The organism is Lentzea xinjiangensis, assembly GCF_900110955.1.
GTDB classification, from domain to species: Bacteria; Actinomycetota; Actinomycetes; order Mycobacteriales; family Pseudonocardiaceae; genus Lentzea; species Lentzea xinjiangensis.
The window spans coordinates 1-25833 of the sequence record NZ_FOFR01000018.1 but is presented as its reverse complement, the minus strand read 5'-3'; the positions used below and the strand labels follow the sequence as shown (position 1 = coordinate 25833).

Sequence of the window (25833 nt, the reverse complement as noted above, 5' to 3'; positions counted from 1 at the left end):
CGGGCCCTGGCAACAGAGTCCAACGGGACCAATAGCCGGTACCAATACGATGCCGGTGTGACCGACTGCCTGTTCTGCCGCATCGTCGCCGGTGAGATCCCCGCGACCGTGGTGACGGAGACCGACACGACGCTCGCGTTCCGCGACATCGACCCCAAGGCGCCCACGCACGTCCTGGTGATCCCCAAGGAGCACCACCAGGCCGTCGGGGACCTCGACCCGGCGCTCGCGGGGCAGGTCCTCGCCACCGCGCACCAGGTCGCGAAGTCCGAGGGGATCGACTCCTCCGGCTACCGGCTCGTGTTCAACACCGGCCGCGACGGCGGCCAGACCGTCTTCCACGTGCACTGCCACGTCCTCGGTGGACGCGCTCTCACGTGGCCGCCGGGATAGCCATCTCCCGCACGAACCGGGCGTCGACCGGGTTCCCGTGACCCGGTACGACGACCCGCGGCCCCAGCGCCAGCACCCGGTCGAGGACGGCGCGCCAGTTCGACGGCGTGGCGTCCGGGCCCGCCTGCGGCTCGGCGCCCTCCTCCACGAGGTCGCCCGCGAACACCACACCCGCGTCCGGCACGTGCACGACCACGTCGTGCGAGGTGTGCGCGGGACCGAAGTGGTGCAGGTCGACGCGGCGCCCGCCGACGTCGAGCGTCACGCTCTCGCGGAACGTGTGCGTGGGCGCGACGAGAGTGCCTTCGAACGGGTCGTCGTAGTACTTCGCGCGTTCGTCGAGCACGCGGCCGTCGACCACGCAGTCCTCGTGCGCCCAGACCTCGCACGGCAAGAACGCCTCCGTCGCGAGGACGTGGTCGAAGTGGTTGTGCGTCAACACGATCCGCGAGGGACGCGCCGCGCGCGCGAACACCGGGTCCAGGCCGGCGTCCACCACCAGAGAATCACCTGATCCGGTGATGAGGCCGAGCGTCAGGTCCAGCTCGGTGTGGCGGCGGACGAACACCCCCGGCGCGATCTCGATCATCGCGGCGTCCCGCCGGTCAGCACCCCGCCAGTCAGCACTCCATCGACCAGCACCGGCACCGCGTCGCTCACACCGAGCCGCACGGCCAGGTCCACGTCCGCCGCGTGCCCGTTCTCGACCAGCTCCCGGCCCGACCCGCACTCCCGCACCGCGGCCGCGACATCGGTGCCGCGGAACGCCGCGACCGCGAGCAGGGCCTCGGGTGAGGCCTTCCCGCTCAACGCCGCCAGCACCGCCCCGGCGCCCAGGTGGTCCTCGACGCACGGGCGCAGCGGCCCGAACTCGCGGGGCCCTGAGCCGAGGACGTCGAGACCCCACCTCTCGCCGGCGGGCACCACCCCGATCGTCTCGCCCAGCTCCGCGGCCCGCGCGGCCACCGCCGGCGCGTTGCGCAGGCAGGCCGCGAGCACGTGCGCGCCGGTCTCGGCCGCCGCGGCGCAGAGGTTCGACCCGTTCGGCGACGGCATCTCGACCAGGCCGGTGGCCCCGGTGAGTGACGCCGGTCGCAAAGGCCGGCCCGAGGTGGGCGTCCAGCGCGACGGCCGCACCTGACCACCGTTGCCGACCACCAGGTCGACCGACGTCGTGAACGACAGCACGTCCACGACCACCAGCACGTCGCAGTCCCGCAGCGCGGCAACGCCCTGCGGCCCCCACTCCAGCCTCAGCTGGTACCCCTCCTGGCTGAACACACCCGCCAGCGTGCCAGACTCCGTGACGTGCGCGTTTATCTGGCAGCAGACCACGCGGGCTTCGAGCTGAAGTCCCACCTGTCCACGGCTCTGGGCGAGCAGGGCTACGAGGTCGTCGACGTCGGCGCCCACACCTACGACGCCCAGGACGACTACGTGTCGTTCTGCGTCGACGCCGCGGAGAAGGTCGTGGCCGACCGCGCCGCCGGCCTGGACAGCCTCGGTGTGGTGATCGGCGGCTCCGGCAACGGCGAGCAGATCGCCGCCAACAAGGTGAAGGGCGCCCGCGCCGCGCTGGCGTGGAACACCGGCACCGCGGAGCTGGCCCGCGAGCACAACGACGCCCTGCTCGTCGGCATCGGTGCCCGCCAGCACACGGCGGAGGAGGCGACCGCGATCGTCTCGGCGTTCCTCCGCACGGAGTTCTCCGGCGAGGCACGTCACCAGCGGCGCATCGACCAGGTCAGCGCGTACGAAGACAAGCGTGCCTGAGGGTCACACGCTGCACCGCCTCGCGCGGCTGCACCAGCGCCGGTACGCGGGCAGGCCGGTGTCCGTCAGCAGTCCGCAGGGACGCTTCGCGGCGGCCCTCGTGGACGGACGCCGGCTCGTCCGCGCCGAGGCGCACGGCAAGCACCTCTTCCACGTCTACGGCCCGGACGCGATCGTGCACGTCCACCTCGGGCTGTACGGGACGTTCACCGAGGCGCCGCTGCCGGTGCTGCTGCCCGTCGGCCAGGTCCGGATGCGGATGGTCGGCGAGACGCACTGGACCGACCTGCGCGGCCCCACCGCCTGCGACGTGCTGAACTCCGCGGAGGCCAAGGCGATCCGCGACCGGCTCGGGCCCGACCCGCTGCGCCGGGACGCGAAGCCCGACCTCGCCTACGAGCGGATCGTCCGGTCGAGGCAGTCGATCGCCGTGCTGCTGATGGACCAGAGCGTTCTCGCGGGCGTCGGCAACGTCTACCGCGCCGAGGTGCTGTTCCGGCACAACGTGAACCCGTTGCTGCCGGGGAACCAGGTCAGCCGCGAGCTGTGGGACGCGATGTGGGACGACCTGGTCGTGCTGATGAAGGACGGCGTGAAGGTCGGCCGGATCGACACCGTCCGCCGCGAGCACATGCCGAAGTTCATGGGCCGGGCGCCGCGAACGGACCGGCACGGCGGTGAGGTGTACGTCTACCGCCGCGCCGGACAGCCGTGCTTCCTCTGCGGCACCGAGGTGCTGACCAGGGAACTGGCCGCCCGCAACCTGTTCTGGTGCCCCGTCTGCCAGGCCTGACGGGTCAGAAGTCGAACCCGCCCATGTCCCCGAAGTCGAAGCCGCCGGCATCACCGGCATCTCCGGCACCCAGGTCGGCGGCTCCCATGTCACCACCCATGCCCATGTCACCCATGCCGTAGTCGCCGATGCCGTGCATGCCGGAGAACATGGCGTCCATCAGCAGGAACGTGCCCACGCCCCACGCGCCGGCCACGAGCGCGGGCTTCCACCACGGCTCGGAGTACCAGCCACGCGGCACCGGACGCCCGGCGACCATGCCTCCGGGGTAGTAGTAGGGCGTGCCCGAACCGGACTGCGGCGACGCGGCGTACTGGTGGCCCTCGACGGTGACGCGGCGGTCCTCGCTGACGGCGCCCGCCTGCTTCTGCCCGGCGATCTCGGGCAGCGCGGGGCCGGGGTCCATGTCCATGGCCTCCCTGGCCGCGCGCACGTAGTGCAGGCCCTCCATCGCGGTCTGGGTGACGAGCCGGGCCTGCGGGATCGTGCGGGCCTGTTCCATCTGCGACCCGGCGGCGGTGAAGCGCTCCGACGCGTCCGCCAGCGCCTGGGTCGACGCGGTGTTGCTACCGGTGAGGCTCATCACCTGCCCACCCAGCCGCTCGACCCAGCGCCGTGCCTCCGCCTTGGCGTCGTCGAGCTCCCGCGCCTTGCGCGCGTTGCTCTGACTGACCAGGTAGAACACGCCTGCGACCAGCAGTACCAGTACAACAACCCACACGACGGTGCCCACGGTTTACCTCCCACGGCAGGTAAACCGTCAACGTGTGAACGCCGGTCGTAGTTCCGTCAGAAGACCTCAGGGCAATGCGGCTCATGGGCACCGAGGAACGCGAACGAGAGAGCGTCGACGTGTCCGGCGGTGTGCTCAACCACGCGGTGTGCTCGCGCGAGCACGGAAAGCCTTGCCCCGCCGAGGTAGGCGCTGCCGAGCGCGGCGACGTCGAGCGACACGTCCGCCGGGTCGTCGGTGCGCGTCACGACCGCTTCGCCACCCTTCACCGTGAGGCGCCAGCGACCGGCGTTCCACGGGCAGAGGGGGTCCTCGACCTCCAGCACACTGTCCACATCGGACTGGTAGCGGCGCAGCGGCAGCGCCTTCTCCAGGTCGACGACCCGCAGCCACAGCGCGTCGGTCAGCTCCTGCCGCACCTTCCGCGGGTTGCCGACCATGTGCAGGATCGGGTCGTCGGTGGCCGTGAAGAAGGAGATGCTGCCCGCGAGGTCGACGTCCAGCAGGAACCGGTAGAGGTCCGCGTAGGCCTGCTCGGTCTCGCAGACCAGCTCGCGCACGTGCAGCTCGTGCTTCGGCCCGCCGTTGTCCGACTCGTGCTTCACCCGGAACACCACATAGCCCTGCGGGTGCAGGCAGTAGCGGTAGGACGTGAGACCGCCGCGGTCGCGCTCGGCGTCGGAGAGGTGGACCTCCCACGACTGCTCCACCCTGCTGAGCCAGCCGGTCCGCGTGCGGCGCACCCGGTCGTGGACCTCCCGCATGAACGGCATCGCCTCCTCGCGCGTCACCTGCCGGATCCGGGTGGTGCTCACGGGCACGCCGGGGTGGAACGGCATCCGCGTCGGCATCGTCATCATCGACAGGCTCGACGCGTGCTCGCCGTAGCCGAACCGGCGGTAGATCCCGCCCTCCGACGCCCACAGGATCGCGATCGACTCACCGGCATCGCGGATGCTGTGCAACTGCGTCTCCATCAGCAACGATGCCATGCCACGGCGGCGATGCCCCGGTTTGACGCCCACGACGGTCACCGCGCCCACGCGGGCTTGGACGCCGCCGGGCACGGTGAGCTCGCGGGTGAGGATGCCGCCGGTGCCGACCATCTCGTCGCCGTCGAACACGGCGTGCGCCCGGTCGAGCTCCAGCACCTTCAACCAGCGGTGCTCGTCGACGGGTTCATCGAGGAACGACCACGCGAACACCCGGCGGAACTCGGGGAGGTCGTCGTCGTCGATGGTCCTGATGGTCAGCGCGGAGTCAGCCATGGTCGCAGTGATACGCCGCCACGGCCGCACCCGCAGCTCAATTACCGCTGGATCGACTTGATCTCGCAGAACTCGTCCAGGCCGAACCGGCCGAACTCGCGGCCGTTGCCCGACTGGCGGTAACCGCCGAACGGTGCGCTGGTGTTGAACGCGGCGGCGTTGATGTCGACCTGGCCGGTGCGCAGCCGCCGGGCGACGCGCATCGCCCGGTCGGTGTCGGCGGAGAACACGCCTCCCGCCAGGCCGTAGATCGTGGAGTTGGCGATCCGGACCGCGTCGTCCTCGTCCGCGTACGGCATGACCGACAGGACCGGTCCGAAGATCTCCTCCTGCGCGATGGTCATCTCCGGCGTGACGTCGCCGAACACCGTCGGCGTGACGTAGAAGCCCCGCGGCAGTGGCGCGTCCGGCCCGCCGGCGGCCAGCGTCGCGCCTTCCTCGACGCCCTGGCGGATGTAGCCGGTCACCCGGTCGCGCTGCGCCTTCGACACGACCGGCCCGATGCGCGTGGACGGGTCGGCGGGGTCCGCCGGCGTGTACCTGGCGGCGGCCTGGGCCGCCAGCTCGACGGCCTCGTCATGCCGGTCGGCGGGCACCAGCAGGCGGGTCCACGCGCTGCACGCCTGGCCGTTGTTCATGAACGCGTTGGCGACCGCGATCTTCACCGCCCGCCCGAGGTCGGCGTCGTCGAGCACGACGCACGCCGACTTGCCGCCGAGCTCCAGCGCGACCCGCTTGACCGTCCCGGCGGCGACGGCGGAGACCCGGCGCCCGGCCCTGGTGGAGCCGGTGAACGACACCATGTCCACGTCCGGGTGCGCGGCCAGCGCCTCGCCGACGACCGGCCCGGTGCCGTGGACGAGCCCGAACACGCCCTCGGGGACGGCGGCCGCGACGATGCCGGCGAGCAGGTCGGCGGTGCCCGGCGCGAGCTCGCTCGGCTTGAGCACCACGGTGTTGCCCGCGGCGAGCGCGGGCACGACCTTCGCGACCATCTGCTGCAGCGGGAAGTTCCACGGCGTGATGGCGGCGACGACCCCGACCGGCTCGCGGAAGACCAGCGAGTTGCCGATCTCCTCCGGGGAGAAGTAGCCGCGCTCCAGCACGTCCGCGACCCCCTCCGCGATCGCGACGGGGTTCACGGCCTGCACCTTCCGGCTGAACGTGAGCGGCGTGCCCATCTCCCTGGTCATGGTCTCCGCGAGTTCGCCGGAGCGCTCCCGCAGGCCGTCGATGATCGTCCGGACGGCCTTGGCCCGTTCGTCGACCGGAGTCCGCGACCACGCCGGGAAGGCCGCGACGGCCGTGGCCACGGCCGCGTCGGCGTCGGCCGGTGTGCCTTCGGCGAGCGTGCCGACGACTTCCTCGGTGGCGGGGTTGACGACCTCGATCACGAGAGCCCTCCAGGCGGATGTGACACCCAATGCGCTGACGGACCCCAGACTGTCACATCACTTCGCGGAGGTCACCCGTGAGGCTCCCCGGTGCCGGAACGACCGTGGCGCCGCGCCGGGTCGCGAAGACCCGTGCACGACGCCACTCCCCCTCGGCCAAGCCACCCAGGCGGCGAGCACCACCGGCGAAGGGTCAGCTGAAGTCCAGCTCACCCGTCCGGGTGCGCTTGAGCTCGAAGAAGTACGGGAAGCCGGCGAGCATGCGGGCGCCGTCGAAGATCGTCCCGGCCTCCTCGCCGCGCGGGATCTTCGTGAGCACCGGGCCGAAGAACGCGACGCCGTCGATGTGGATGGTCGGCGTGCCGACGTCCATGCCGACCGGGTCCATGCCGCGGTGGTGGCTCGCCCGCAGCGCCTCGTCGTACTCGGTCGAGGTGGCGGCCTCGGCGAGCTCGGCTGGCAGTTCGGCGTCGGCGAGCGCGAGCTTGATGACCTCGCTGAAGTCCTGGTTGCCCTCGTTGTGGATCCGCGTGCCCATCGCGGTGTACAGCTTCGGCAGCACCTCGTTGCCGAACTTCTGCTCCGCGGCGATGGCCACGCGCACCGGGCCCCAGCCCTTGGTCATGAGTTCCTTGTACTGCTCAGGCAGGTCGCGGCCCTCGTTCAGCACGGCGAGGCTCATCACGTGGAAGCTCAGGTCGATGTCGCGGACCTTCTCCACCTCGAGGATCCAGCGGGAGGAGATCCAGGCGAACGGGCAAAGAGGGTCGAAGTAGAAGTCGACCTTCGCCTTGTCGGTCATGCGTGCCCCTTCAGTGACGGTGAGTGGCGTTATCGCCCCATCAGCCCAACGACATCACCCTGTCATCTCTTCCCGCACGCCGGTTCCGTGATTGGATGCGGGAGTCATAACCATTCCCGACGACGTCAGCGCGTAACCACACGCGCGGCAGACGAGGTGACCAGTGGCCGCGCCCAACCTCACCCGCGACCAGGCTCAAGAACGTGCTGAGCTGCTGGAAGTGGAGTCCTACCGGATCGAGCTGGACCTGACCGACGGCGGCGGAAAGCCGGGTACGGACACGTTCCGCTCCACCACCACCGTGGTGTTCCGCAGCCGGACTCCGGGTGCTTCCTCGTGGATCGACATCGTGGCGGCGACGGTGCACCGCGCTGTGCTGAACGGCAGCGAGATCGACGTCTCCTCCTACCGCGAGGAGGACGGCATCAAGCTGCCGGACCTCGCCGAGACCAACGAGCTCATCGTCGAGGCCGACTGCCGGTACATGAACACCGGCGAGGGCCTGCACCGGTTCGTCGACCCGGTCGACGGCGGTGTGTACCTGTACTCGCAGTTCGAGACCGCGGACGCCAAGCGCATGTTCGCGTGCTTCGACCAGCCCGACCTCAAGTCGGTCTACTCGATGAAGGTCACGGCGCCGCACGACTGGAAGGTCATCTCGAACGGCGAGATCACCGCCACCGAGCCCGGCGAGGGCGGCGCGGACGTGCACACGTTCGCCACCACCAAGCCGATGTCGACCTACATCGTGGCCCTGGTCGCCGGCCCCTACGCCGAGTGGCGCGACGAGTTCGTGAGCCACAATCGTGATGGGAGCGACTTCCGCATCCCGCTCGGCATCTACTGCCGCGCCTCCCTCGCGCCGCACATGGACCACGAGCGGCTGTTCACCGAGACCAAGCAGGGCTTCGGGTTCTTCCACGAGGCGTTCGGGGTGCAGTACCCGTTCGGCAAGTACGACCAGTGCTTCGTGCCGGAGTTCAACGCGGGCGCGATGGAGAACGCGGGCTGCGTCACGTTCCTCGAGGACTACGTCTTCCGCAGCCGCGTCACCCGCTACCTCTACGAGCGGCGCGCCGAGACCGTGCTGCACGAGATGGCGCACATGTGGTTCGGCGACCTCGTCACCATGCGCTGGTGGGACGACCTGTGGCTGAACGAGTCGTTCGCCACCTGGGCGTCCGTGCTCGCGCAGGCCGAGGCCACCGAGTACCGCCAGGCGTGGACGACGTTCGCGAAGATCGAGAAGTCGTGGGCGTACCGGCAGGACCAGCTGCCCTCCACGCACCCGGTCGCCGCGGACATCTCCGACGTGCAGGCGGTGGAGGTCAACTTCGACGGCATCACCTACGCCAAGGGCGCCTCGGTGCTCAAGCAGCTCGTCGCGTACGTCGGGCTGGAGAACTTCCTGGCGGGCCTGCGGGTCTACTTCGGCAAGCACGCCTGGGGCAACGCGACGCTCGCGGACCTGCTGGGCGCGCTGGAGGAGGCGTCCGGCCGCGACCTGTCGTGGTGGAGCGCGCAGTGGCTGGAGACGACGGGCCTGAACCTGTTGCGCCCGAAGTTCACCGTGGACGCCGACGGCCGCTTCACCGAGTTCGCCGTGCTGCAGGGCGGCGCGCGTCCCGGTGCCGGTGAGCTGCGCACGCACCGCATCGCGATCGGCGTCTACGACGCGGACGAGTCCGGCAAGCTGGTCCGCACGCACCGCCACGAGCTCGACGTGACCGGCGAGCGCACCGAGGTCCCCGAGCTCGTCGGCGTGCACCGCGGCAAGATCGTGCTGGTCAACGACGACGACCTCACGTACTGCACGATGCGCCTCGACCCGGACTCGCTGGCCGCGCTGATCGACCACATCTCCGACATCGCCGAGCCGCTGCCGCGCACGCTGTGCTGGTCGGCCGCGTGGGAGATGACCCGCGAGGCCGAGCTGAAGGCGCGCGACTTCGTGAACCTGGTGCTCGGCGGCCTGCACTCCGAGTCGGAGGTCGGTGTGGTGCAACGGCTCCTGCTGCAGGCCCAGACCTCGCTGTCGTCCTACGCGGACGACTCGTGGCGGGCCGAGGGCTGGCGCCGGTTCGTGGCCACGGCGCTGGAGCTGGCCCAGGCGGCCGAGCCGGGCTCGGACCACCAGCTCGCGTTCGTGAACGCGCTGGCGTCGTCCGTCCTCGACGAGTCCACTTTGGACGTGCTGCGCGGCTGGTACGACGGTTCGGCCGTGCTGGAGGGCCTGGACGTCGACACCGACCTGCGCTGGCGCCTGCTGCACGCCCTCGTCGCGCACGGCAAGGCCGGCCTGCCGGAGATCAACGCCGAGGAGGAGCGCGACCCGACCTCCACCGGCCACCGCCGGGCCCAGCAGGCCCGTGCCCTGCGCCCGACCACCGCGGCCAAGGACGAGGCGTGGGACCGCGCCGTGAACGACGACGAGCTGCCCAACGCGGTCAGCGAGGCGATCATCGCGGGCATCTCGCACCCCAGCCAGAAGGAGCTGCTCGAGCCGTACGTCGAGCGCTACTTCGCCGACGTGAAGGGCGTGTGGGACCGCCGCAGCTCCGAGCGCGCGCAGTCCATGGTGGTGGGCATGTTCCCGGCGTGGTCGATCGCGAAGTCCACCGTGGAGGCCGCCGACGCGTGGCTCGCGGACGAGCACCCGCCCGCCCTGCGCCGCCTGGTGTCCGAAGGCCGTGCGGGCATCGTGCGCGCCCTGGCGGCACAGGAGTTCGACCGCTCCTGACGTTGTTCGCCATGACAGGCCCCGTGACGCGTCCGCGCGTCACGGGGCCTGTGCGCGCGTTAGGAAGATGCTGTTGCGGGAGGAGAAAGCGATGAACATCGGCGTTCTGGCGGAACGCTGGCACCGGGGCTGGATCGCGGCCGACGGGCTGACGTCCGAGCGCCGCGACGGGCACTTGGTCGTCCACGTGAACCGCCCCCACCGGCGGTACGAGTGGATCGTCACCGACGAGGCCGACGTCGCCGCGGTGGCCGGGACCGTCGCCGCCACCGCCGAACCGAACTGGCTCAGCGTGCTGACGCACGCGCCGCGGCGGGTGACGGCGGAGATCGAGGCGGCCGGGATGGTCGTGGCCCGGCCCGACGAGAGCTTCATGGGGCGCGTGCTCGACGGCCACCCGTCCGCCACCCCTCCCGCCGGCTACGCGGTGGAGGTGCGCAGGAGCCCGGTGATCGACGTGCGGGTGCTGACCCGGGACGGCGACCAGGCGGCGAGCGGGCTGATGGCCGTCGTCGGCGACGACGCCGTCGCGCACCGCATCGAGACGGCGGAGGCGCACCGGCGGCGTGGGCTCGGCAGCGTCGTGATGGGCACGCTGGTGCGGGAAGCGCTGAAGGACGGCGCGCGGACCGGGTTGCTGTTCTCCTCCACCGACGGCGTGCACCTCTACCGCGAGCTCGGCTGGGAGAAGATCTCCGACCTCGTGGTGGCGCGCAACGCGGTCAGCCCGGGATGACGCCGCCGATCCGCCTGTCCGGCGGCAGGTCCTTGACCCGCAACCAGGTCCGGCCGCGCGTCGACCAGTAGGCCGCGAGGTCCACGGCCTCCAGGTTGTCCGCGGAGTCCTCGCCGCCGAGGAACAGCGGCTGCCGGTACCCGGCGCACCACCCGGCCGCCAGGGGTTCGGGGTGCCGTGCCCGCCACTCGGCCAGCAGGTCCGTGCGCAGCAGCTCGTCCGGCGCGGCGGCCAGGGCCTCGTCGACCGTCGGGTGGTAGTGGGGGCGCACCTCGGCCGAGCCGGGGTCGAAGACGGCCAGCACCCCGTCGGTCTCCAGGTACTGGCGGCCCAGCCAGTCCACCGCCGCGAAGGTCACGTCGTCGAGCTCCGGGAACATCTCCCGGACCATCGTGAGCGCGGCCGCGGCGGATGCGGCGTCGTGCCGGTGCAGGTTCATCGAAGTCCCCCGGAAGATGCGCGAACGCCCCCGGTGACACACCGGGGGCGTTCGGCGGCGAAGTCAGGAACGCGGCGCGTTGCCCGCCTGGTCGGTCAGCATGCGCAGACCCGAGATGAGCCCACCCGCGAGGTCGCCCTCCTTGAAGGACGCCACCATGCTCATCACCGCGAGCTTGGCGCCGCGGTCGGCGATCCGGCGGTGCGACTCCTCGCCCGTCACGATCTCGACGACGCGCTCACCCGGCGACACGGCCACCAGCACGTGGTGCGACGGGCGGTCGGTCGAGCCGTGCAGCTCCTCGGCGCGCTCGCGCGAGGACGCGCCGAGCGCACCCAGGTACACGCTGAAGTCGAGGCCGGTGGTGCGGCTGGAGAGCGTCAGCGCCTCGTCCAGCTGCGCGAGCTGGGCGGGCGTGAACGGCAGCTCCGGCGCCTGCGGCTCGTACATCTTCGCGACGGACACCCGGCCGCTGTTGGTCACAACAGCACCGAGCGGCAGCGTCGACGGGTCGACGGCCTTGGTCACCTCACCAGTTGCCACGGGCACCTCCCTTGGCGGTCGAACCCGAGGTCACGGGTTCGGCGGCGCTGCGGTGGTCCGCGCTCAACCCGGCCGGGTTGGCGCTCCACCACACCGGGGCGTAGCCCCACTCCTGGCCGGGCCGGTACCGGGGGATCCGGGTGGCCTTTGGCCTCACCGTCAGCAGCGTGATCACGCCGTAGATCGCCAGCGGGATCAGCGCGAAGACGAGAACGGTCTCCACGATGGTCACGGCGGGTACGGTAGCCGAACTCAGCCGCGCACGAGCGGCCGGGCCAGCAAGATCGAGGTCAGTCCCACGATCGAGCCCGCCACGACGTAGACGGTGCCCAGCGACGTCGCCGCCGCGAGCGGTCCGGCGAGGCCCGCGCCCAGCGGCGAGAGCCCCCAGGCGAGCACCCGGTAGGCGCTCGTCACCCGGCCCATCACCGGTCCGGGCGTGAGCCGTTGCCGCCGCGTGGCCGACAGCACGTTCCAGCCCGCCGACGCCACGCCGAACAGCACGCACGCGACCACGGCGATCACCAGCCACGGCACGAGGCCGAACAGGGCGAACGCCGCGCCGAGCAGCGCGAGGAACCCGACCATGACCCGCCCGGCGCCCCACCGCGCCGCGAGCCGCGGCGACAGCCAGGCGCCTAGCAGAGCACCGGCCGCCATGCACACGACGAGCCCGGGAACCACCGGTTCGGCGAGGCGGAGCACCTGGATGGAGTAGAGCGCCAGCACGGCGTTCACCGCGGCCGCGCAGACAGCGGTGATTGCGACGGCAACTACCAGTGACCGCAGGCCGGGGGTCCGCACCAGGAACCGCGCGCCCTCCACGAGCTGCGCGCGCAGGTCGTCCCTCGATCGGTCGGGCGCGACGTCCGGAACCCGGGACACCAGCGCGGCGGCGACGACGAACGAGACCGCGTCGAGCGCGAAGCAGGCCGCCGGCTCCCACCAGAACAGCACCGCGGCGGCGAGCGGACCGGCGAGGTCCATGCCGATCGTCTCGACGGTGACGAACCTGCCGTTCGCCGCCTCCAGCTCGCCGGGACCGGCCAGTTCGACGAGCAGCACCTGCGACGCCGAGTCGGCGAACGTCTCGGCCGACGTGAGCACGAAAGCCGTGGCGCACAGGACGAGCACCGTCGCGTGTCCGGTGTGGACCGCCAGCGCGAGCGCTCCGGTCACCACCGCTCGCAGCCAATGCGCCACCACGACAACGGTTCTCGGCCGCCAGCGGTCCACCAGGGCGCCGGCGGGCAGCGCGACGAGCAACCAGGGCAGCGCCACGGCGACGGCCACAGCGGACACGGCGAGCGGATCGCGGGTGCTGGCGGCGGTGAACAAGGGCAACGCGACAATGCGCACGCCATCGCCGACGAGCGACACCGCCCACGCCGCGGTGAGCGCTCGAAAACCACGTCCGCGCACGCCGTGAGCGGTATGACGCATATCACGTTCCATCAGAATGCACGCTACAGAGCGTGTCCATACCGGCCAGTAAGGCCAACGTGTGCTCTCGTGCGGCGCAGCGGTTACACCCGGTCAGGCCTCACCCGGTCGGCGGCGAACGGGTGCCGGTTTGGGGTCTTGTTCCCCGAACACCCACCTCTTAGCTTTTCACCTATACGGGTCTTGCGCACCCGCCCCGAGAGTCCCGGAGGACACAAAATGTTCACGATGACCCGCCCCCAGGCCGTGACCTTCACTCTTCCGAGCTACAAGGCCGATTCAGTGCGTATCACCGCCAGTGACTCCGTTCGCATCACGGCCACCGACTCCGTTCGGATCACGATGACCGATTCGGTGCGCATCACGGCCGCCGACTCGGTGCGGATCACCATGGACGACTCCGTCCGCATCACGGCGCGCGACTCGGTCAGGATCACGTGCGCCGACTCGGTCCGCATCACGGCGCGCGAGGACTCCGTGCGCATCACCGCCCAGCAGGACTCGGTGAGGATCACTGCGCGTGAGGACTCCGTCCGCATCACCGCTCACGACGACTCGGTCCGCATCACGATGGACGACTCCGTGCGCATCACGGCTCATGACGACAGCGTCCGCATCACCATGGACGACTCCGTGCGCATCACCGCGCATGACGACAGCGTCCGCATCACCATGGACGACTCCGTGCGCATCACCGCGCATGACGACAGCGTCCGCATCACCATGGACGACTCCGTGCGCATCACGGCGCACGACGACTCCGTGCGCATCACCGCACGCAAGGACGACTTCTCCCTCGCGGCCTGACCCAGCCGGCAGGCACGATCAGGCCGCGGGCTCACCCAGGTACGGCAACCACTGCGGATCCGCCTCGGCCACCCCGGCGAGCAGCCGCCAGTGCGGGCCGCGCGGCGCGGCAGGCACCACGCGCAGCCGCCAGCCCAGCTCCGACAGCAGCTTGTCCGCCTTTCGGTGGTTGCACTTCGCACAGCAGGCGACGCAGTTCGTCCAGGTGTGAGGTCCGCCACGCGAACGCGGCACGACGTGGTCGATCGTCTCGGCCCGCCCGCCGCAGTAGGCGCAGCGGTACCGGTCGCGGTGCATGAGCCCGGCACGGGTCATCGGCACGCGACCGCGGTAAGGAACGCGGACGTACGTGCTCAACCGGATCACGGACGGTACGAGCACCTCGGACTTCGACGAGTGCAGCACCAGCCCGGAGGCGTCACCGTGCACGACTTCGGCCTTGCCGCACACCACCAGCACGACCGCCCGGCGCAGCGACAGGGCCGTGAGCGGCTCGAACGTGGCGTTCAGCAGGAGGACCTTGCGTCTTCCCCAGGGGAAAACCGCCGGCGTCGGACCGGAACCTCCCCCGCCTCGATCCCCATCCGGCACCGCCCGCAGGTCGGGCTGATTTCGGCATGGGGGGACCGTCGGCGCGGTCTCGCCTGGTGACGAGGCGCCGATAGGGGTCGGTTGTCGGTCTGGCACGCGACCACCTCCACCGGTTCAGCCATAGGAGACCACACTTACCAGGAAAAAATCACGTGTGATAAGTGACGCGTCACGGATGTGTGATCGAAGCAGGGGTGAACTCGCTCCCTAACGGAGATGGTTTTCATCACCCGCTACCCTTGCCAAGGTGACAGAGGCTCCTTCCACACCACTGCCCGCGACGGTCGCCTACCCGGCCGCCGAGCGGCTCGACCTCGTCGAGCGGATCCACGGGCGCGACGTCGCCGACCCGTACCGCTGGCTCGAGGACCCGGCTGACCCGCGCACCGAGTCGTGGTCGCGGGCGCAGGACGTGCTCGCCCGCTCCTGGCTGGACGCGATGCCCGGCCGTGAGCGCCTCGGCGCCCGGCTGAAGGAGCTGATGCGCACGGGATCGGTGTCCACTCCGGTCTGGCGCGCCGGCAGGGCGTTCTTCACCCGCCGCGGCCCCGAGCAGGACCACCCCGTCGTCGTGGTGCGCGAGACCGACGGCACCGAGCGCGTGCTGCTCGACGTGAGCGCGCTCGACCCGTCCGGCAGGACCACCCTGGACGGCTGGTCCCCCAGCCTCGAAGGCACGCGCCTGGCCTACCAGGTGTCCGTCGGCGGCAACGAGCACTCGCTGCTGCACGTGCTCGACGTCGAGTCCGGTGAGCTCGTCGAGGGCCCGATCGACCGGTGCCGCTACTCCGCGATCGGCTGGCTGCCCGGCGGCGAGGAGTTCTTCTACGTGCGCCAGCTCGACCCGGCGCTGCTGCCCGAGGACGAGAAGCTGTTCCACCGCCGCGTGTGGCGCCACCGCGTCGGCACCGACCCGGACACGGACGTCAACGTCCACGGCGACGACCAGGCGCCCACCTTCTACTACACGCTCAACGTCTCGCACGACGGCCGCTGGCTGGTCGTGAGCGGGTCACCCAGCACGGTGAAGCACGACTCGGTGTGGATCGCGGACCTGCACGGCGACGGCGCGCTCGAGCCGGTGGTCCTGTCGGAGGCCGGCGTCCAGTGCTCGGCGTCCGTCGCCCGCGACGGCAGGCTCTACCTGCACACCAACCACGGGGCGCCCCGCCAGCGGCTCTGCGTCGCCGACCCCGCGAACCCCACCGAGTGGACGGAGCTGATCGGCGAGGACGAGGACTCGGTCCTCGACGGCGTGCGCTGGCTGGGCGGCGACCTGGTCGTCCTGCGCACCAGGCACGCGGTGTCCGAACTGCACCTGCACGACGCCGCGACCGGCGCGCACAAGCGGCAGATCCCGCTGCCCGGCACGGGCTCGTTGCACGGCATGTCCGTTGTGGATGCCCGCACGGACCACGACCAGGACACGGTCTGGTTCGGGTGGACGGACTTCGTCACACCGCAGTCGGTGTACCGGTACTCCACCTCCACCGGCGAGACCGTGCTGCACGAGGCCGCGCCCGGCCGCGTCGAGCTGCCCGCCGTGACGACGCAGCAGGTCGCGTACACGTCCAAGGACGGCACCACGGTCCGGATGTTCGTGGTCAGCGGCGAGCGCGAGCCCGACCTGCCCCGGCCGGCGCTGCTCACCGGCTACGGCGGCTTCGCGATCGGCCGCGGCCCCGGCTACAGCGCGACCACGCTGGCGTGGGTCGAGGCGGGCGGCGTGTGGGTGCACGTGTCCTTGCGCGGCGGCGACGAGGAAGGCGAGGACTGGCACGTCGCCGGTATGCGCGAGAACAAGCAGAACGTGTTCGACGACTTCCACGCGGCGGCGGAGCGCCTGATCCGCGACGGGTGGACCACGCCGCAGCAGCTGGCGATCATGGGTGGCAGCAACGGCGGCCTGCTCGTGGGCGCCGCCCTCACCCAGCGCCCCGAGCTCTACGCGGCCGTGGTGTGCTCAGCGCCACTGCTCGACATGGTGCGCTACGAGAAGTTCCTGCTCGGACGCCTGTGGGCCGACGAATACGGCAGCGCGGGCGTTTCCGAGGAGTTGGGTTGGCTGTTGTCCTACTCTCCGTACCATCGCGTCGAAGCCGATGTTGAGTACCCTTCGGTGCTGTTCACGGTGTTCGAGTCGGATTCCCGCGTGGATCCCAACCACGCCAGGAAGATGTGCGCGGCCTTGCAGCACGCTTCGAGGAGCGATCCGGCCAAGCACCCCGTGCTGATCAGGCGCGAGACCGAGGTCGGTCACGCGGGCAGGTCGGTCAGCCGGACGGTGGCTCTCGCCGTGGACCAGCTGACGTTTCTCGCGAATGCCACGGGCATGGAGTTGTAGGAGGGCACGACCACGTGTTGGCGACGAGTCCAGTGGATGACGCCGCGAACAAGACCGCGCAGGCGGTCGAGTTCTTCGAGAAGTACGGTCCCTCGATCCTGGCGGGCGCGATCAAGATCGTCTTGATCCTGATCGCCGCCTTCGTGGTCAGGGCCCTGCTGCGCAAGGTCATCAACGGGATCACGACGCCCGGCAAGGAGGGCAAGAAGCCCGGCCTGCTCAAGCCCTTGCGCGAACGCGCTCCGCAGGCGCTCGGGAACCTGATCTCCGAGCGCCGCGAGCAGCGCGCCAAGACCATCGGCTCGGTGCTCAAGTCCATCGTCACGATCCTGATCTTCGGAATCGCGTTCCTGGAGATCATGATCGTGGTCGGGCTGGACATCACGCCCGTGCTGACCTCGGCGGGCATCCTGGGCGTCGCCATCGGCTTCGGCGCCCAGAACCTCGTGAAGGACTTCCTGTCCGGCATGTTCATGCTGCTGGAGGACCAGTACGGCGTCGGCGACGTCGTGGACCTCGGCCCGTCCATCACCGGCACCGTCGAGGCGGTCGCCCTGCGCACCACCACGATCCGCGACACCGGCGGAACGGTCTGGTACGTCCGCAACGGCGAGATCCTGCGCGTCGGCAACTCGTCGCAGGGCTTCGCGGTCGCGGTCGTCGACCTGCCCCTGAGCTACGGCGCGAACCTCGCCGAGGCGACCCAGGTGCTGGAGCGCACGGCCGCCGAGGTGGCCGACCAGGAACCGCTGAAGGCCGACATCACCGCCAAGCCCGAGGTGCTCGGCGTGGAGAAGTTCACGCCCGAGAACATCACCCTGCGGGTCACCGTGAAGACGCGCCCCGGCCGGCAGTGGGCGGTCCAGCGCAACCTGCGCGCGCGGCTCATGCCCGCGCTGGAAGACGCCGGCTTCACCGCCAAGTAGGCGGCGAAACCCGAATTCCGGGTGAGGGAGAACACCCATTCAAGACGATGATCGCCCGGCGTCCTGCCAGATCACACCCCTATGACCCAACGAACAACCGGGGTGCCCTGCGCGAGGTGGCCCACGTGAGTCAGGATGGGTGGGTGGGCAACCCCGTGAGCTTCTTCGAACAGGTCGGTGGCGAGGAGACGTTCCACCGCGTCGTCGCGCGCTTCTACCAAGAGGTGAAGGCCGACGACGTCCTGCTGCCCCTGTACCCGGAATCCGACCTCGGACCTGCGGAGGAGCGGCTGCGGCTGTTCCTGATGCAGTACTGGGGCGGTCCCCACACCTACTCGGAGAACAGGGGCCACCCGAGGCTGCGCATGCGCCACGTGCCGTTCAAGATCGGGCCGATCGAGCGCGACGCGTGGCTGCGCTGCATGCGGATCGCCGTCGACGAAGCCGGCCTGGACGAGGCTCACCGCAAGCAGCTCTGGGACTACATGGAGATGGCCGCGAACAGTCTGATGAACAGCTGGTCCTGAGCGCCCATCACCCGATCGGGTCCTTTAGCAGCGAGACGAATGGCAGGATGACCCCCCGTGCGACGATCCTCCGACCTCACTCCCGAGATCGCCGAAGAGTCCGCCTGGTGGCGTGACGCCGTCTTCTACCAGGTGTACGTGCGCTCCTTCGCCGACTCCAACGGCGACGGCGTGGGCGACCTCGACGGCATCCGGTCCCGGCTCGGCTACCTGGAGCTGCTCGGGGTCGACGCCCTGTGGCTGACCCCGTTCTACCGCTCACCGATGGCCGACCACGGCTACGACGTGGCCGACCCGCGCGACGTCGACCCGCTCTTCGGCGACCTCGCCGCGTTCGACCGGCTGGTGGCGGAGGCGCACGAGCACAACATCAAGGTGACCGTCGACCTGGTCCCGAACCACACGAGCGACCTGCACGAGTGGTTCCAGGAGGCGTTGCAGGCCGGTCCCGGCAGCATGGAGCGCTCGCGCTACATCTTCCGCGAGGGCCGTGGCTTCGACGGCTCGCAGCCGCCGAACAACTGGGTCTCGGTCTTCGGCGGCCCCGCCTGGACCCGCGTGCCCGACGGCCAGTGGTACCTGCACCTGTTCGCGCCGGAGCAGCCCGACCTCAACTGGGACCACCCGGAGGTCCGCGCCGACCTGGAGCACACGCTGCGGTTCTGGCTGGACCGCGGTGTCGACGGCTTCCGCATCGACGTGGCGCACGGCATGGCCAAGCCCGACGGCCTGCCCGACATGGAGATCCGGGCGCAGGTCCCGGGCGTGCTGTCCGACGACGTGCGCGACCCGCGCTTCGACAACGACGGCGTGCACGAGATCCACCGGATGATCCGCAAGGTCATGGACGGCTACCCCGGCACCATGGCCGTCGGCGAGATCTGGGTGAAGGACGACGAGCGCTTCGCCGCCTACGTCCGCCCCGACGAGCTGCACCTGGGCTTCAACTTCCGCCTGGTCGAGGCGGGCTTCGACGCCGACGCCGTCCGGTCGGCCATCGAGCACTCCCTGGCCGCCGTCGCGCTCACCGGCACGCCCGCCGCGTGGACGTTGTCGAACCACGACGTGGTGCGCCACGTGACCCGCTACGGCGGCGGCGAGCTCGGCGAGAAGCGGGCCCGCGCGATGACGCTGGTCGAGCTGGCACTGCCGGGCGTGATCTACCTCTACAACGGCGAAGAGCTCGGCCTGCCGAACGTGGAGCTGCCGGACTGGGCCCTGCAGGACCCGACCTGGGAGCGCTCCGGCCACACCGAGCGCGGCCGGGACGGCTGCCGCGTACCGATCCCGTGGGAGGGCACCGCCCCGCCGTTCGGGTTCTCCACGGCCGTCACCACCTGGCTGCCGCAGCCCAACGAGTGGGACCACCTCACGGCGGAGGCACAGCTCGAGGACCCAGGCTCGATGCTGTCGCTGTACCGCGAGGCGCTGGAGCACCGCAAGACCAACGCGGCGTTCGCCGGCGACGAGCTGGAGTGGTACGGCGCCCCGGCGGGTTGCTTCGCGTTCCGGCGCAAGGGCGGCGGCCTGATCTGCGCGCTGAACACGTCCGGCGCGTCCGTGCCACTGCCTCCCGGCCAGGTGCTGCTGTCGTCCGGCCCGATGGACGGCGACCAGCTCCCCCCGGACACCGCGGTCTGGCTCGTCTGAGGTCCGCTGCGGGCGTGTTCGCACGCCCGCAGCTCCTCTCCACCGCGGCGGGCGGGGATCAGACGAGCAGCGGCAGCATCGAATGCCGCCGGCGCACCACGGCGCCGAACTTGGCGTCGATCCGCAGCCACGAGTCGGTCGCCGTGACGCGGACGTCACCGTCCTCGCCCATGAACCCCATGCCGGACAAGGCGAACAGGCACCGCAGCGGAATCTTCACGTCCAACCCGGACCCGCTCACCACCAACACCGTCTGGTCCAGCAACGAGGCGGGCGGCGTCCCGTGCGGCCCGGTGTTCTCCCGCGCCACCTCGACGCCCTCGTCCGCGAGCTTCGAGATCACCTCGACGGGCAACCGGTCCACCAGCAGCCAGCCCTCCGCGGGCGGCAGCGCCGAACGCCACATCAGGTCCTTGGCGGGCCCGGGATCGATGCGCTCGTCGCGCATCACCGCGAGCCCCGTCAGCAACTCGGACCCGGACACCGTCACGTCAGCCGGATCCGCCTGCCCCGCAACGGTTCGCGTGGCCAGCGTGTCGAACGGCGTGGCGACCCACGCGTCAAGCAGCTCCTCGCTGCGGTTGCGCAACCGCACCACAGCCTGCGCATCGAGACGCACAGCCCGCGCCGCGAACGCCCCCAGGTCGTCCCTCTCGGCCGCATCGGCCAGCACCAGCTCAGGCACCACTACCCCCTGCCCGCCACCCGGCGAGAAAATCGCGCTCAGCCTCAGTCAACCGCCGCGGCCGCGCGGTCGTCACGTTGTACGGCGCCATCAGCGTCTCCGCCCTGACCACCACGGGGCTCTCCGGCTCCCGGCCGCCCCGCACCACGTAGTCGAGCGTGAACGACGCGGACTTGAGCTCCCGCACCGACATCTCCACCACGACGTCCTCACCCGTGAACACGATCGGCGCGAGGTACTCGACAGCGAGCCGCGCCACGACCACACCCTCGGCCATCTCCTTGACCCCGTGGCGGGCCGCCTCGGTGAAGAGCAGCTCGATCCGGGCCTCTTCCAGCAATGTCACCGTTTTCGCGTGGTTGACGTGACCGTACGCATCCATGTCCGACCACCGCGGCCGCACACCAGTGACGAAGACACCCATGCAGGGACCCTACCCAGCAGCACCGGTGACGGGGAAAGCCCTACCCCGAATCCCCGGGGCACCCTGGCCGTTCCCGCCGCCTGTGGCGAACACCGCCGGGGCCGTCGCGGCGGTGCTCGGTGTGGTCGGCGTCGTGGTGCTGTTCGTAGTCCCGGGGGTGCTGGTTCTGCATCTTCTGCCCCAGTCCGATGGCGTGGGCCCGTCAACCGTCTGGTGCCGGGGTACCCGCTGTGGGGCAACGGAATCGGGGTTCGGCGGGCCGGCGTCGGTGGGCGGAGGCGGTTGTTCGCGATGGGACTCCGCCTGCGTCGCCGGATGAAGGTCGATTCCGGCGGGATCTCCGCGCGCGTTGCCGGGTGAAGGCGGCTGATCGCGTTGGGAAGTTCGCGCCACGCGTCGCCGGGGAGACGGGTGATCGCGGTAGGAGGTTCGTTCGCACGCATTGCCGGGTGAAGGCGGCTGATCTGGTGGGCGGGCTGTGTCGCGGCGCTGAGCGAGGCGGCGCTCGCGGCTTGTCGCGTTTGTGGCTTGTCGCGCTCGCGGACTTGTGGCTCGCCGCGGCCGAGGCTAGTCGCGACCGCGGCTCGTCATGTCCGTGGCACGCTCGGGCTGTGCTGTCTGAAGGCGGCAAGTCGACAAGTCGGCGAACATCCGCCGAAGCACATCAGCGAAGCCCGCTCTCCGAGCCCTTGCTGGCACCCGCTCGACGAGCACTCACCGAACCGAGCCCGCCGGGCACGCGCACGCGGCTCGATGCCCGCTCGGCCAACCCCCACCTGATTCCACTCGGCGAACACCACCGCAGCCCACGAGTCGGCGAACACCACCGGAGGTCATGAGGTGGATCGAGCCCGGTGGACGGTGCCGCACGCTAGTCGGCACGTGCCCCCCGCGCGCTTCCTCCTGGCGCAACGAGCGAAAGCCGATTTCGGTTCCCGCCGCCTCCGAAATCCTGTGGATAACTCGCACCACCGCCGACAGCACACACGATGAACTGCGAAAACAGCGCCGAACCCGAAACCGGGGCGCTGCGGAAGAGGACCGCGGCGCCCCGGTTGGTGAGCACTACCGGACCATGCTCCGCACCTGGCGGGCGGCGACGGAGAGGGTGGCCAGGTCCAGCTGGTGTACCCGGTTGATCTCCTCCAGCGCTCCGCGGGAGCGGGCCAGGCGGGAGGCGTTGGCCTGTTCCCACTTGGCGATCTTCTCGCTCGCCGTGTCGCCCAGGTCGCTTGCCCTCAGCACGTCGAGGGTGATGGCCCGCAGCGACGAGTAGAAGTCGTCGCGGAGGGCCAGGCGGGCCAGGGCGTGCCAGCGGTTGCCGCGTTCCAGGTTCGTCACCGAGTCCAGCATGTGGTCGATGTCGAGGTGGTCGGACAGCGCGAAGTACAGCTCGGCCGTCTCGCGGTGCGAGCGTTCCGGGCCCATGCCGCCGGCCGGGCCGATCTCGCGTTCGGCCAGTTCGGCGATCTCCGTGACGTCGAGCAGGCCGTACATGTAGAGCAGTGCCGCTACCTTGCGGGCCAGTTCGGCCGGGACGCCCTGTTCGACGTACCTGTCCGCCTTGCCCGCGACGACGTCGTACTCCTTGCCCTGCAACAGGTCGAAGGCGGACGGGCTGAGCTCCTCTACCACGCCGCGGAAGCGGTTGATCGTCGAGCCCACGGGCAGCGGCTGCGGGCGGTTGGAGAGCAGCCAGCGGGACGCTCGGTCCAGCAGGCGGCGGGTTTCCAGGACCATGCTGTCCTGGACCTCGGTCGAGACCAGGTTGTCCAGCGCCTGGATCTCGCGCCAGATCGACGGCAGGTCGAAGACCTGGGTGACCACGGCGTAGCAGCGGACCGCGTCGGTGGCCGACGCGCTCGTCTCCTCGGCCAGGCGGAAGGCGTAGGACACGCCGCCGCCGTCGACCACCTCGTTGACGACGACCGTGGTGATGATCTGCCTTGCCAGCGGGTGGTTGGGGATGGCCGCGCCGAACCGTTCGCGCAGCAGGCTCGGGAAGTAGTCCGGGAGCTTGCGGGTGAACGTGTCGATCGTCGGGATGTCGCTCGCGAGCAGCTCTTCCTTCAGCGTGAGCTTGGTGAACGCGAGCAGCGTGGCGAGCTCCGGCGAGGTGAGGCCGTCGCCCGCCTTCTCCAGCGCCTTGAACTCCGCCGCGCTCGGCAGCGCCTCCAGCTTGCGGTTGAGCGCGCCGCGCGCCTCGAGGTCGGCCGTGAGGCGCGCGTGCACCGACAGCATCGGGGCGGCGTGCGCCCGGCTGACGCCGAGGACGTTGTTCTGCGAGTAGTTGTCCGCCAGCACGAGGTCGCTGACCTCGTCGGTCATCTCGGCGAGGACCTCGTTGCGCTGCTGCTGTTCGAGCGCTCCCTCCCGGACCAGGTGGTCCAGCAGGATCTTGATGTTGACCTCGTGGTCGGAGCAGTCGACGCCGGCGGAGTTGTCGAGCGCGTCGGTGTTGACCTTGCCGCCGGTGCGGGCGAACTCGATGCGGCCGCGCTGGGTGAGGCCCAGGTTGCCGCCCTCGCCGATGACCTTGACGCGCAGGTCGGCGCCGTTGACGCGGATCGCGTCGTTGGCCTTGTCGCCGACGTCGGCGTGCGACTCGGTCGACGCCTTCACGTAGGTGCCGATGCCGCCGTTCCAGAGCAGGTCGACCGGCGCGAGCAGGATCGCCTTCTTGAGCTCCGGCGGGGACAGCTTCACGACGCCCTCCGGCAGCCCCAGCGCGACGCGGGTCTGTTCGGAGATCGGGATCGACTTGGCCGAGAGCGGGAAGACGCCGCCGCCCTCGCTGATCAGCGAGCGGTCGTAGTCGTCCCACGACGAGCGGGGGACGTTGAACAGCCGCACGCGCTCGGCGAACGACGTGGCGGCTACCGGGTTCGGGTCGATGAAGATGTGCCGGTGGTCGAACGCGGCCACGAGCCGGATGTGCTCGGAGAGCATCATGCCGTTGCCGAACACGTCACCGGACATGTCGCCGATGCCGACGACGGTGAACTCCTGGGTCTGCGTGTCCAGGCCGAGCTCGCGGAACGAGCGCTTCACGCTCTCCCACGCGCCCTTGGCCGTGATGCCCATGGCCTTGTGGTCGTAGCCGATCGAGCCGCCGGAGGCGAAGGCGTCGCCGAGCCAGAAGCCGTAGCTCTGCGAGACGCCGTTGGCGATGTCGGAGAACGTGGCGGTGCCCTTGTCCGCGGCGACGACGAGGTACGTGTCGTCGCCGTCGTAGCGCACGACCTGCGGTGCGGGCACGACCTCGTTGTTGATCAGGTTGTCGGTGAGGTCGAGCAGTCCGGAGATGAACATCTTGTAGCAGGCGATGCCCTCGGCCATGAAGTTCTCGCGGTCGATGCCGGGGTCGCCGGTGGGGGCGATCGGCTTCTTGACGACGAAGCCGCCCTTCGCGCCGACCGGCACGATGACCGCGTTCTTGACGGCCTGCGCCTTGACCAGGCCGAGCACCTCCGTGCGGAAGTCCTCGCGCCGGTCGGACCAGCGCAGGCCACCGCGCGCGACGCTGCCGAAGCGCAGGTGGACGCCTTCGACGCGCGGCGAGTACACGAAGATCTCGAACTTGGGCCGCGGCGCGGGCAGGTCGGGGATCGCCTGCGGGTCGAGCTTGACCGACAGGTACGGCCGCGCGTTGCCGTCGGCGTCGCGGAAGAAGTAGTTCGTCCGCAGGGTGGCGTTGATCAGGGTGAGCAGGCTGCGCAGGATGCGGTCCGCGTCGAGGCTGGTCACGTCGTCGATCAGCTTGCCGATCTCGGTGACCATCGTCTCGGTGCGGTCGGCGCGCGTGGCGTCGTCGAGCCGCGGGTCGAACCTCGACTCGAACAACGCGACCAGCGCGATCGCGACGCTCGTGTGGCTGAGCACGGCGTCCTCGATGTAGTCCTGCGAGTACGGCGTGCCCGCCTGGCGCAGGTACTTCGCGTAGGCGCGCAGCATCGCGGCCTGCTGCCAGGTGAGCCCGGCCTGCAGCACGAGCGAGTTGAACCTGTCGACCTCGGCCTCGCCACGCCAGACCGCGGCGAACGCGTCCTGGAACCGCACGCGCACGTGGTCGAGGTCGGACTCGGACAACTGCGAGAGCGAGGCCGCGTCGATGCGCAGGCCGAAGTCGTAGATCCAGCACTGGACGCCGTCTTCGCGCGCGATCTCGTACGGCCGCTCGTCGACCACGATGACGCCCATGCGCTGCAGCATCGGCAGCACGTCGGACAGCGTGATGCCCTCGCCGGTCACGAACAGCTTGAAGCGCCGCTCCCCCGGTTCGGCGTTCTCGGGCACGTAGAACACCATGTCGAGATCGCCCTCGGCGAGCGCCTCGATGCGCCGGTAGTCCTCGAGCCCCGTGGCGGCTGGGAAGTCCTCCTTGTAGGCCTCCGGGAACACCGCGGCGAACCGCTGGCCCTGCTCGGTGGCCGACTCGGCGCCGAGCTCGCCGTTGCCGCCGGTGACGGCCTCGACCATGCGGTCGTCCCAGCTGCGCACGGCCTCCGCGAGCTTGGCCTGGATCGCGTTGACGTCGGGCTCCAGCGTGCGCGCCGGGTCCGTGTGCACCATGAAGTGCACGCGGGCGAGCGCCGACTCGCCGATGCGCGCGCTGTACTCGAGGTTGAGGCCGCCGAGCTCGGCGAGCAGCACCTCCTGCATCGCGAGGCGGCTCGTCGTCGTGTAGCGGTCGCGCGGCAGGTAGACCAGGCACGAGAAGAAGCGGCCGTACGGGTCGCGGCGCAGGAACAGCCGCAGCCGCCGCCGTTCGGCGAGCGCGATGACGCCCGTGGTGGTCTGGTACAGCGTCTCGGTGTCCACC

General features: G+C 70.4%; 24 protein-coding genes. 10 read left to right on the top strand and 14 right to left on the bottom strand.

What is annotated here, in order from left to right; translation table 11 throughout:
* The first annotated feature begins 57 nt into the window (after nt 1–57).
* Nucleotides 58–393, top strand: coding sequence for a histidine triad nucleotide-binding protein (locus BMW88_RS30475; protein WP_245778168.1), 336 nt, complete (start codon nt 58–60; stop codon nt 391–393).
* Here BMW88_RS30475 and BMW88_RS30470 read toward each other — a convergent pair.
* Nucleotides 374–982 (bottom strand): MBL fold metallo-hydrolase, encoded by a 609-nt coding sequence (locus BMW88_RS30470; protein ID WP_089957282.1) that lies wholly within the window; start codon nt 980–982, stop codon nt 374–376. The genes BMW88_RS30475 and BMW88_RS30470 overlap by 20 nt on opposite strands.
* Complete coding sequence (locus tag BMW88_RS30465; RefSeq protein WP_089957280.1) at nt 979–1674, bottom strand: 2-phosphosulfolactate phosphatase; 696 nt, start codon at nt 1672–1674, stop codon at nt 979–981. Before BMW88_RS30465 ends, BMW88_RS30470 begins: the two co-directional genes overlap by 4 nt.
* 27 nt (nt 1675–1701) lie before the next feature.
* Here BMW88_RS30465 and BMW88_RS30460 point away from each other — a divergent pair, with 27 nt between their 5' ends.
* Together BMW88_RS30460 and BMW88_RS30455 are read left to right on the top strand one after the other, a co-directional pair.
* Nucleotides 1702–2166: a ribose-5-phosphate isomerase gene (locus BMW88_RS30460; RefSeq protein WP_089957277.1), complete on the top strand. Its 465-nt coding sequence runs from the start codon at nt 1702–1704 to the stop codon at nt 2164–2166.
* A complete protein-coding gene (locus tag BMW88_RS30455) occupies nt 2159–2959 on the top strand; it encodes an Fpg/Nei family DNA glycosylase (RefSeq protein ID WP_089957275.1) in 801 nt (266 codons plus the stop codon). Before BMW88_RS30460 ends, BMW88_RS30455 begins: the two co-directional genes overlap by 8 nt.
* A gap of 4 nt (nt 2960–2963) precedes the next feature.
* On the opposite strand, the gene BMW88_RS30450 is transcribed toward BMW88_RS30455, so the two are convergent.
* The 4 genes from BMW88_RS30450 to BMW88_RS30435 all read right to left on the bottom strand — a co-directional run bounded on the left by BMW88_RS30450 (nt 2964) and on the right by BMW88_RS30435 (nt 7156).
* Nucleotides 2964–3692 carry a hypothetical protein gene (locus tag BMW88_RS30450; RefSeq protein ID WP_089957272.1) on the bottom strand — a complete coding sequence of 243 codons (729 nt, stop codon included), beginning with the start codon at nt 3690–3692 and terminating at the stop codon, nt 2964–2966.
* A gap of 56 nt (nt 3693–3748) precedes the next feature.
* Nucleotides 3749–4960: a GNAT family N-acetyltransferase gene (locus BMW88_RS30445; RefSeq protein WP_089957269.1), complete on the bottom strand. Its 1212-nt coding sequence runs from the start codon at nt 4958–4960 to the stop codon at nt 3749–3751.
* 41 nt (nt 4961–5001) lie between these two features.
* Nucleotides 5002–6354 carry an aldehyde dehydrogenase family protein gene (locus BMW88_RS30440; RefSeq protein WP_089957266.1) on the bottom strand — a complete coding sequence of 451 codons (1353 nt, stop codon included), beginning with the start codon at nt 6352–6354 and terminating at the stop codon, nt 5002–5004.
* A gap of 193 nt (nt 6355–6547) precedes the next feature.
* Complete coding sequence (locus BMW88_RS30435; protein ID WP_089957264.1) at nt 6548–7156, bottom strand: mycothiol-dependent nitroreductase Rv2466c family protein; 609 nt, start codon at nt 7154–7156, stop codon at nt 6548–6550.
* 163 nt (nt 7157–7319) lie between these two features.
* Here BMW88_RS30435 and pepN point away from each other — a divergent pair, with 163 nt between their 5' ends.
* Together pepN and BMW88_RS42915 are read left to right on the top strand one after the other, a co-directional pair.
* Nucleotides 7320–9896, top strand: coding sequence for an aminopeptidase N (gene pepN / locus BMW88_RS30430; protein WP_089957261.1), 2577 nt, complete (start codon nt 7320–7322; stop codon nt 9894–9896).
* Between the two features lie 91 nt (nt 9897–9987).
* On the top strand, nt 9988–10632 hold the full coding sequence (locus BMW88_RS42915) for a GNAT family N-acetyltransferase (RefSeq protein WP_089957258.1): 645 nt from the start codon (nt 9988–9990) through the stop codon (nt 10630–10632).
* On the opposite strand, the gene BMW88_RS30420 is transcribed toward BMW88_RS42915, so the two are convergent.
* The 4 genes from BMW88_RS30420 to BMW88_RS30405 form a co-directional block, all read right to left on the bottom strand.
* On the bottom strand, nt 10619–11071 hold the full coding sequence (locus BMW88_RS30420; protein WP_089957254.1) for a hypothetical protein: 453 nt from the start codon (nt 11069–11071) through the stop codon (nt 10619–10621). The genes BMW88_RS42915 and BMW88_RS30420 overlap by 14 nt on opposite strands.
* A 63-nt stretch (nt 11072–11134) precedes the next feature.
* Nucleotides 11135–11614, bottom strand: a complete 480-nt coding sequence (locus BMW88_RS30415) for a DUF5130 family protein (protein ID WP_089957251.1) — start codon at nt 11612–11614, stop codon at nt 11135–11137.
* Nucleotides 11601–11846, bottom strand: a complete 246-nt coding sequence (ctaJ, locus tag BMW88_RS30410; protein WP_089957247.1) for an aa3-type cytochrome oxidase subunit CtaJ — start codon at nt 11844–11846, stop codon at nt 11601–11603. Before ctaJ ends, BMW88_RS30415 begins: the two co-directional genes overlap by 14 nt.
* Nucleotides 11847–11866: 20 nt before the next feature.
* Complete coding sequence (locus BMW88_RS30405) at nt 11867–13057, bottom strand: MFS transporter (protein WP_177221475.1); 1191 nt, start codon at nt 13055–13057, stop codon at nt 11867–11869.
* A gap of 342 nt (nt 13058–13399) precedes the next feature.
* Here BMW88_RS30405 and BMW88_RS42245 point away from each other — a divergent pair, with 342 nt between their 5' ends.
* Nucleotides 13400–13864, top strand: coding sequence for a DUF2345 domain-containing protein (locus tag BMW88_RS42245; protein WP_177221474.1), 465 nt, complete (start codon nt 13400–13402; stop codon nt 13862–13864).
* 18 nt (nt 13865–13882) lie between these two features.
* Here the strand turns inward: BMW88_RS42245 and BMW88_RS30395 are convergent, their stop codons facing one another.
* The gene (locus tag BMW88_RS30395) at nt 13883–14551 is read right to left on the bottom strand and encodes an HNH endonuclease (protein ID WP_177221473.1); all 669 of its coding nucleotides are present in this window, start codon (nt 14549–14551) and stop codon (nt 13883–13885) included.
* 151 nt (nt 14552–14702) lie between these two features.
* Between BMW88_RS30395 and BMW88_RS30390 the strand changes: the two genes are divergently transcribed.
* The 4 genes from BMW88_RS30390 to BMW88_RS30375 all read left to right on the top strand — a co-directional run bounded on the left by BMW88_RS30390 (nt 14703) and on the right by BMW88_RS30375 (nt 19902).
* On the top strand, nt 14703–16799 hold the full coding sequence (locus tag BMW88_RS30390) for a prolyl oligopeptidase family serine peptidase (RefSeq protein ID WP_089957234.1): 2097 nt from the start codon (nt 14703–14705) through the stop codon (nt 16797–16799).
* A gap of 32 nt (nt 16800–16831) precedes the next feature.
* Complete coding sequence (locus tag BMW88_RS30385; protein ID WP_483868435.1) at nt 16832–17725, top strand: mechanosensitive ion channel family protein; 894 nt, start codon at nt 16832–16834, stop codon at nt 17723–17725.
* A gap of 143 nt (nt 17726–17868) precedes the next feature.
* A complete protein-coding gene (locus BMW88_RS30380) occupies nt 17869–18252 on the top strand; it encodes a globin (protein WP_245778176.1) in 384 nt (127 codons plus the stop codon).
* Nucleotides 18253–18309: 57 nt separating this feature from the next.
* Entirely contained in the window at nt 18310–19902 is a 1593-nt protein-coding gene (locus BMW88_RS30375; protein WP_089957225.1) for a glycoside hydrolase family 13 protein, read from the top strand.
* A 58-nt stretch (nt 19903–19960) separates the two neighbouring features.
* Here the strand turns inward: BMW88_RS30375 and BMW88_RS30370 are convergent, their stop codons facing one another.
* From BMW88_RS30370 to BMW88_RS30360, 3 genes are all read right to left on the bottom strand, one after another.
* The gene (locus BMW88_RS30370; protein ID WP_089957671.1) at nt 19961–20587 is read right to left on the bottom strand and encodes a DUF8010 domain-containing protein; all 627 of its coding nucleotides are present in this window, start codon (nt 20585–20587) and stop codon (nt 19961–19963) included.
* Nucleotides 20580–21011, bottom strand: coding sequence for an acyl-CoA thioesterase (locus tag BMW88_RS30365; RefSeq protein ID WP_089957220.1), 432 nt, complete (start codon nt 21009–21011; stop codon nt 20580–20582). The genes BMW88_RS30370 and BMW88_RS30365 overlap by 8 nt, the downstream gene beginning before the upstream one ends.
* A gap of 1065 nt (nt 21012–22076) precedes the next feature.
* A partial coding sequence (locus tag BMW88_RS30360; protein WP_143116325.1) for an NAD-glutamate dehydrogenase occupies nt 22077–25833 on the bottom strand: 3757 nt, incomplete at its 5' end.

Coding starts and splice junctions, on each gene's coding strand:
- BMW88_RS30445 (WP_089957269.1), bottom strand. CDS start 4,960: ATGGCTGACTCCGCGCTGACCATCAGGACCATCGACGACGACGACCTC.
- BMW88_RS30365 (WP_089957220.1), bottom strand. CDS start 21,011: ATGGGTGTCTTCGTCACTGGTGTGCGGCCGCGGTGGTCGGACATGGAT.
- BMW88_RS42245 (WP_177221474.1), top strand. CDS start 13,400: ATGACCGATTCGGTGCGCATCACGGCCGCCGACTCGGTGCGGATCACC.
- BMW88_RS42915 (WP_089957258.1), top strand. CDS start 9,988: ATGAACATCGGCGTTCTGGCGGAACGCTGGCACCGGGGCTGGATCGCG.
- BMW88_RS30405 (WP_177221475.1), bottom strand. CDS start 13,057: ATGCGTCATACCGCTCACGGCGTGCGCGGACGTGGTTTTCGAGCGCTC.
- BMW88_RS30470 (WP_089957282.1), bottom strand. CDS start 982: ATGATCGAGATCGCGCCGGGGGTGTTCGTCCGCCGCCACACCGAGCTG.
- BMW88_RS30420 (WP_089957254.1), bottom strand. CDS start 11,071: ATGAACCTGCACCGGCACGACGCCGCATCCGCCGCGGCCGCGCTCACG.
- BMW88_RS30435 (WP_089957264.1), bottom strand. CDS start 7,156: ATGACCGACAAGGCGAAGGTCGACTTCTACTTCGACCCTCTTTGCCCG.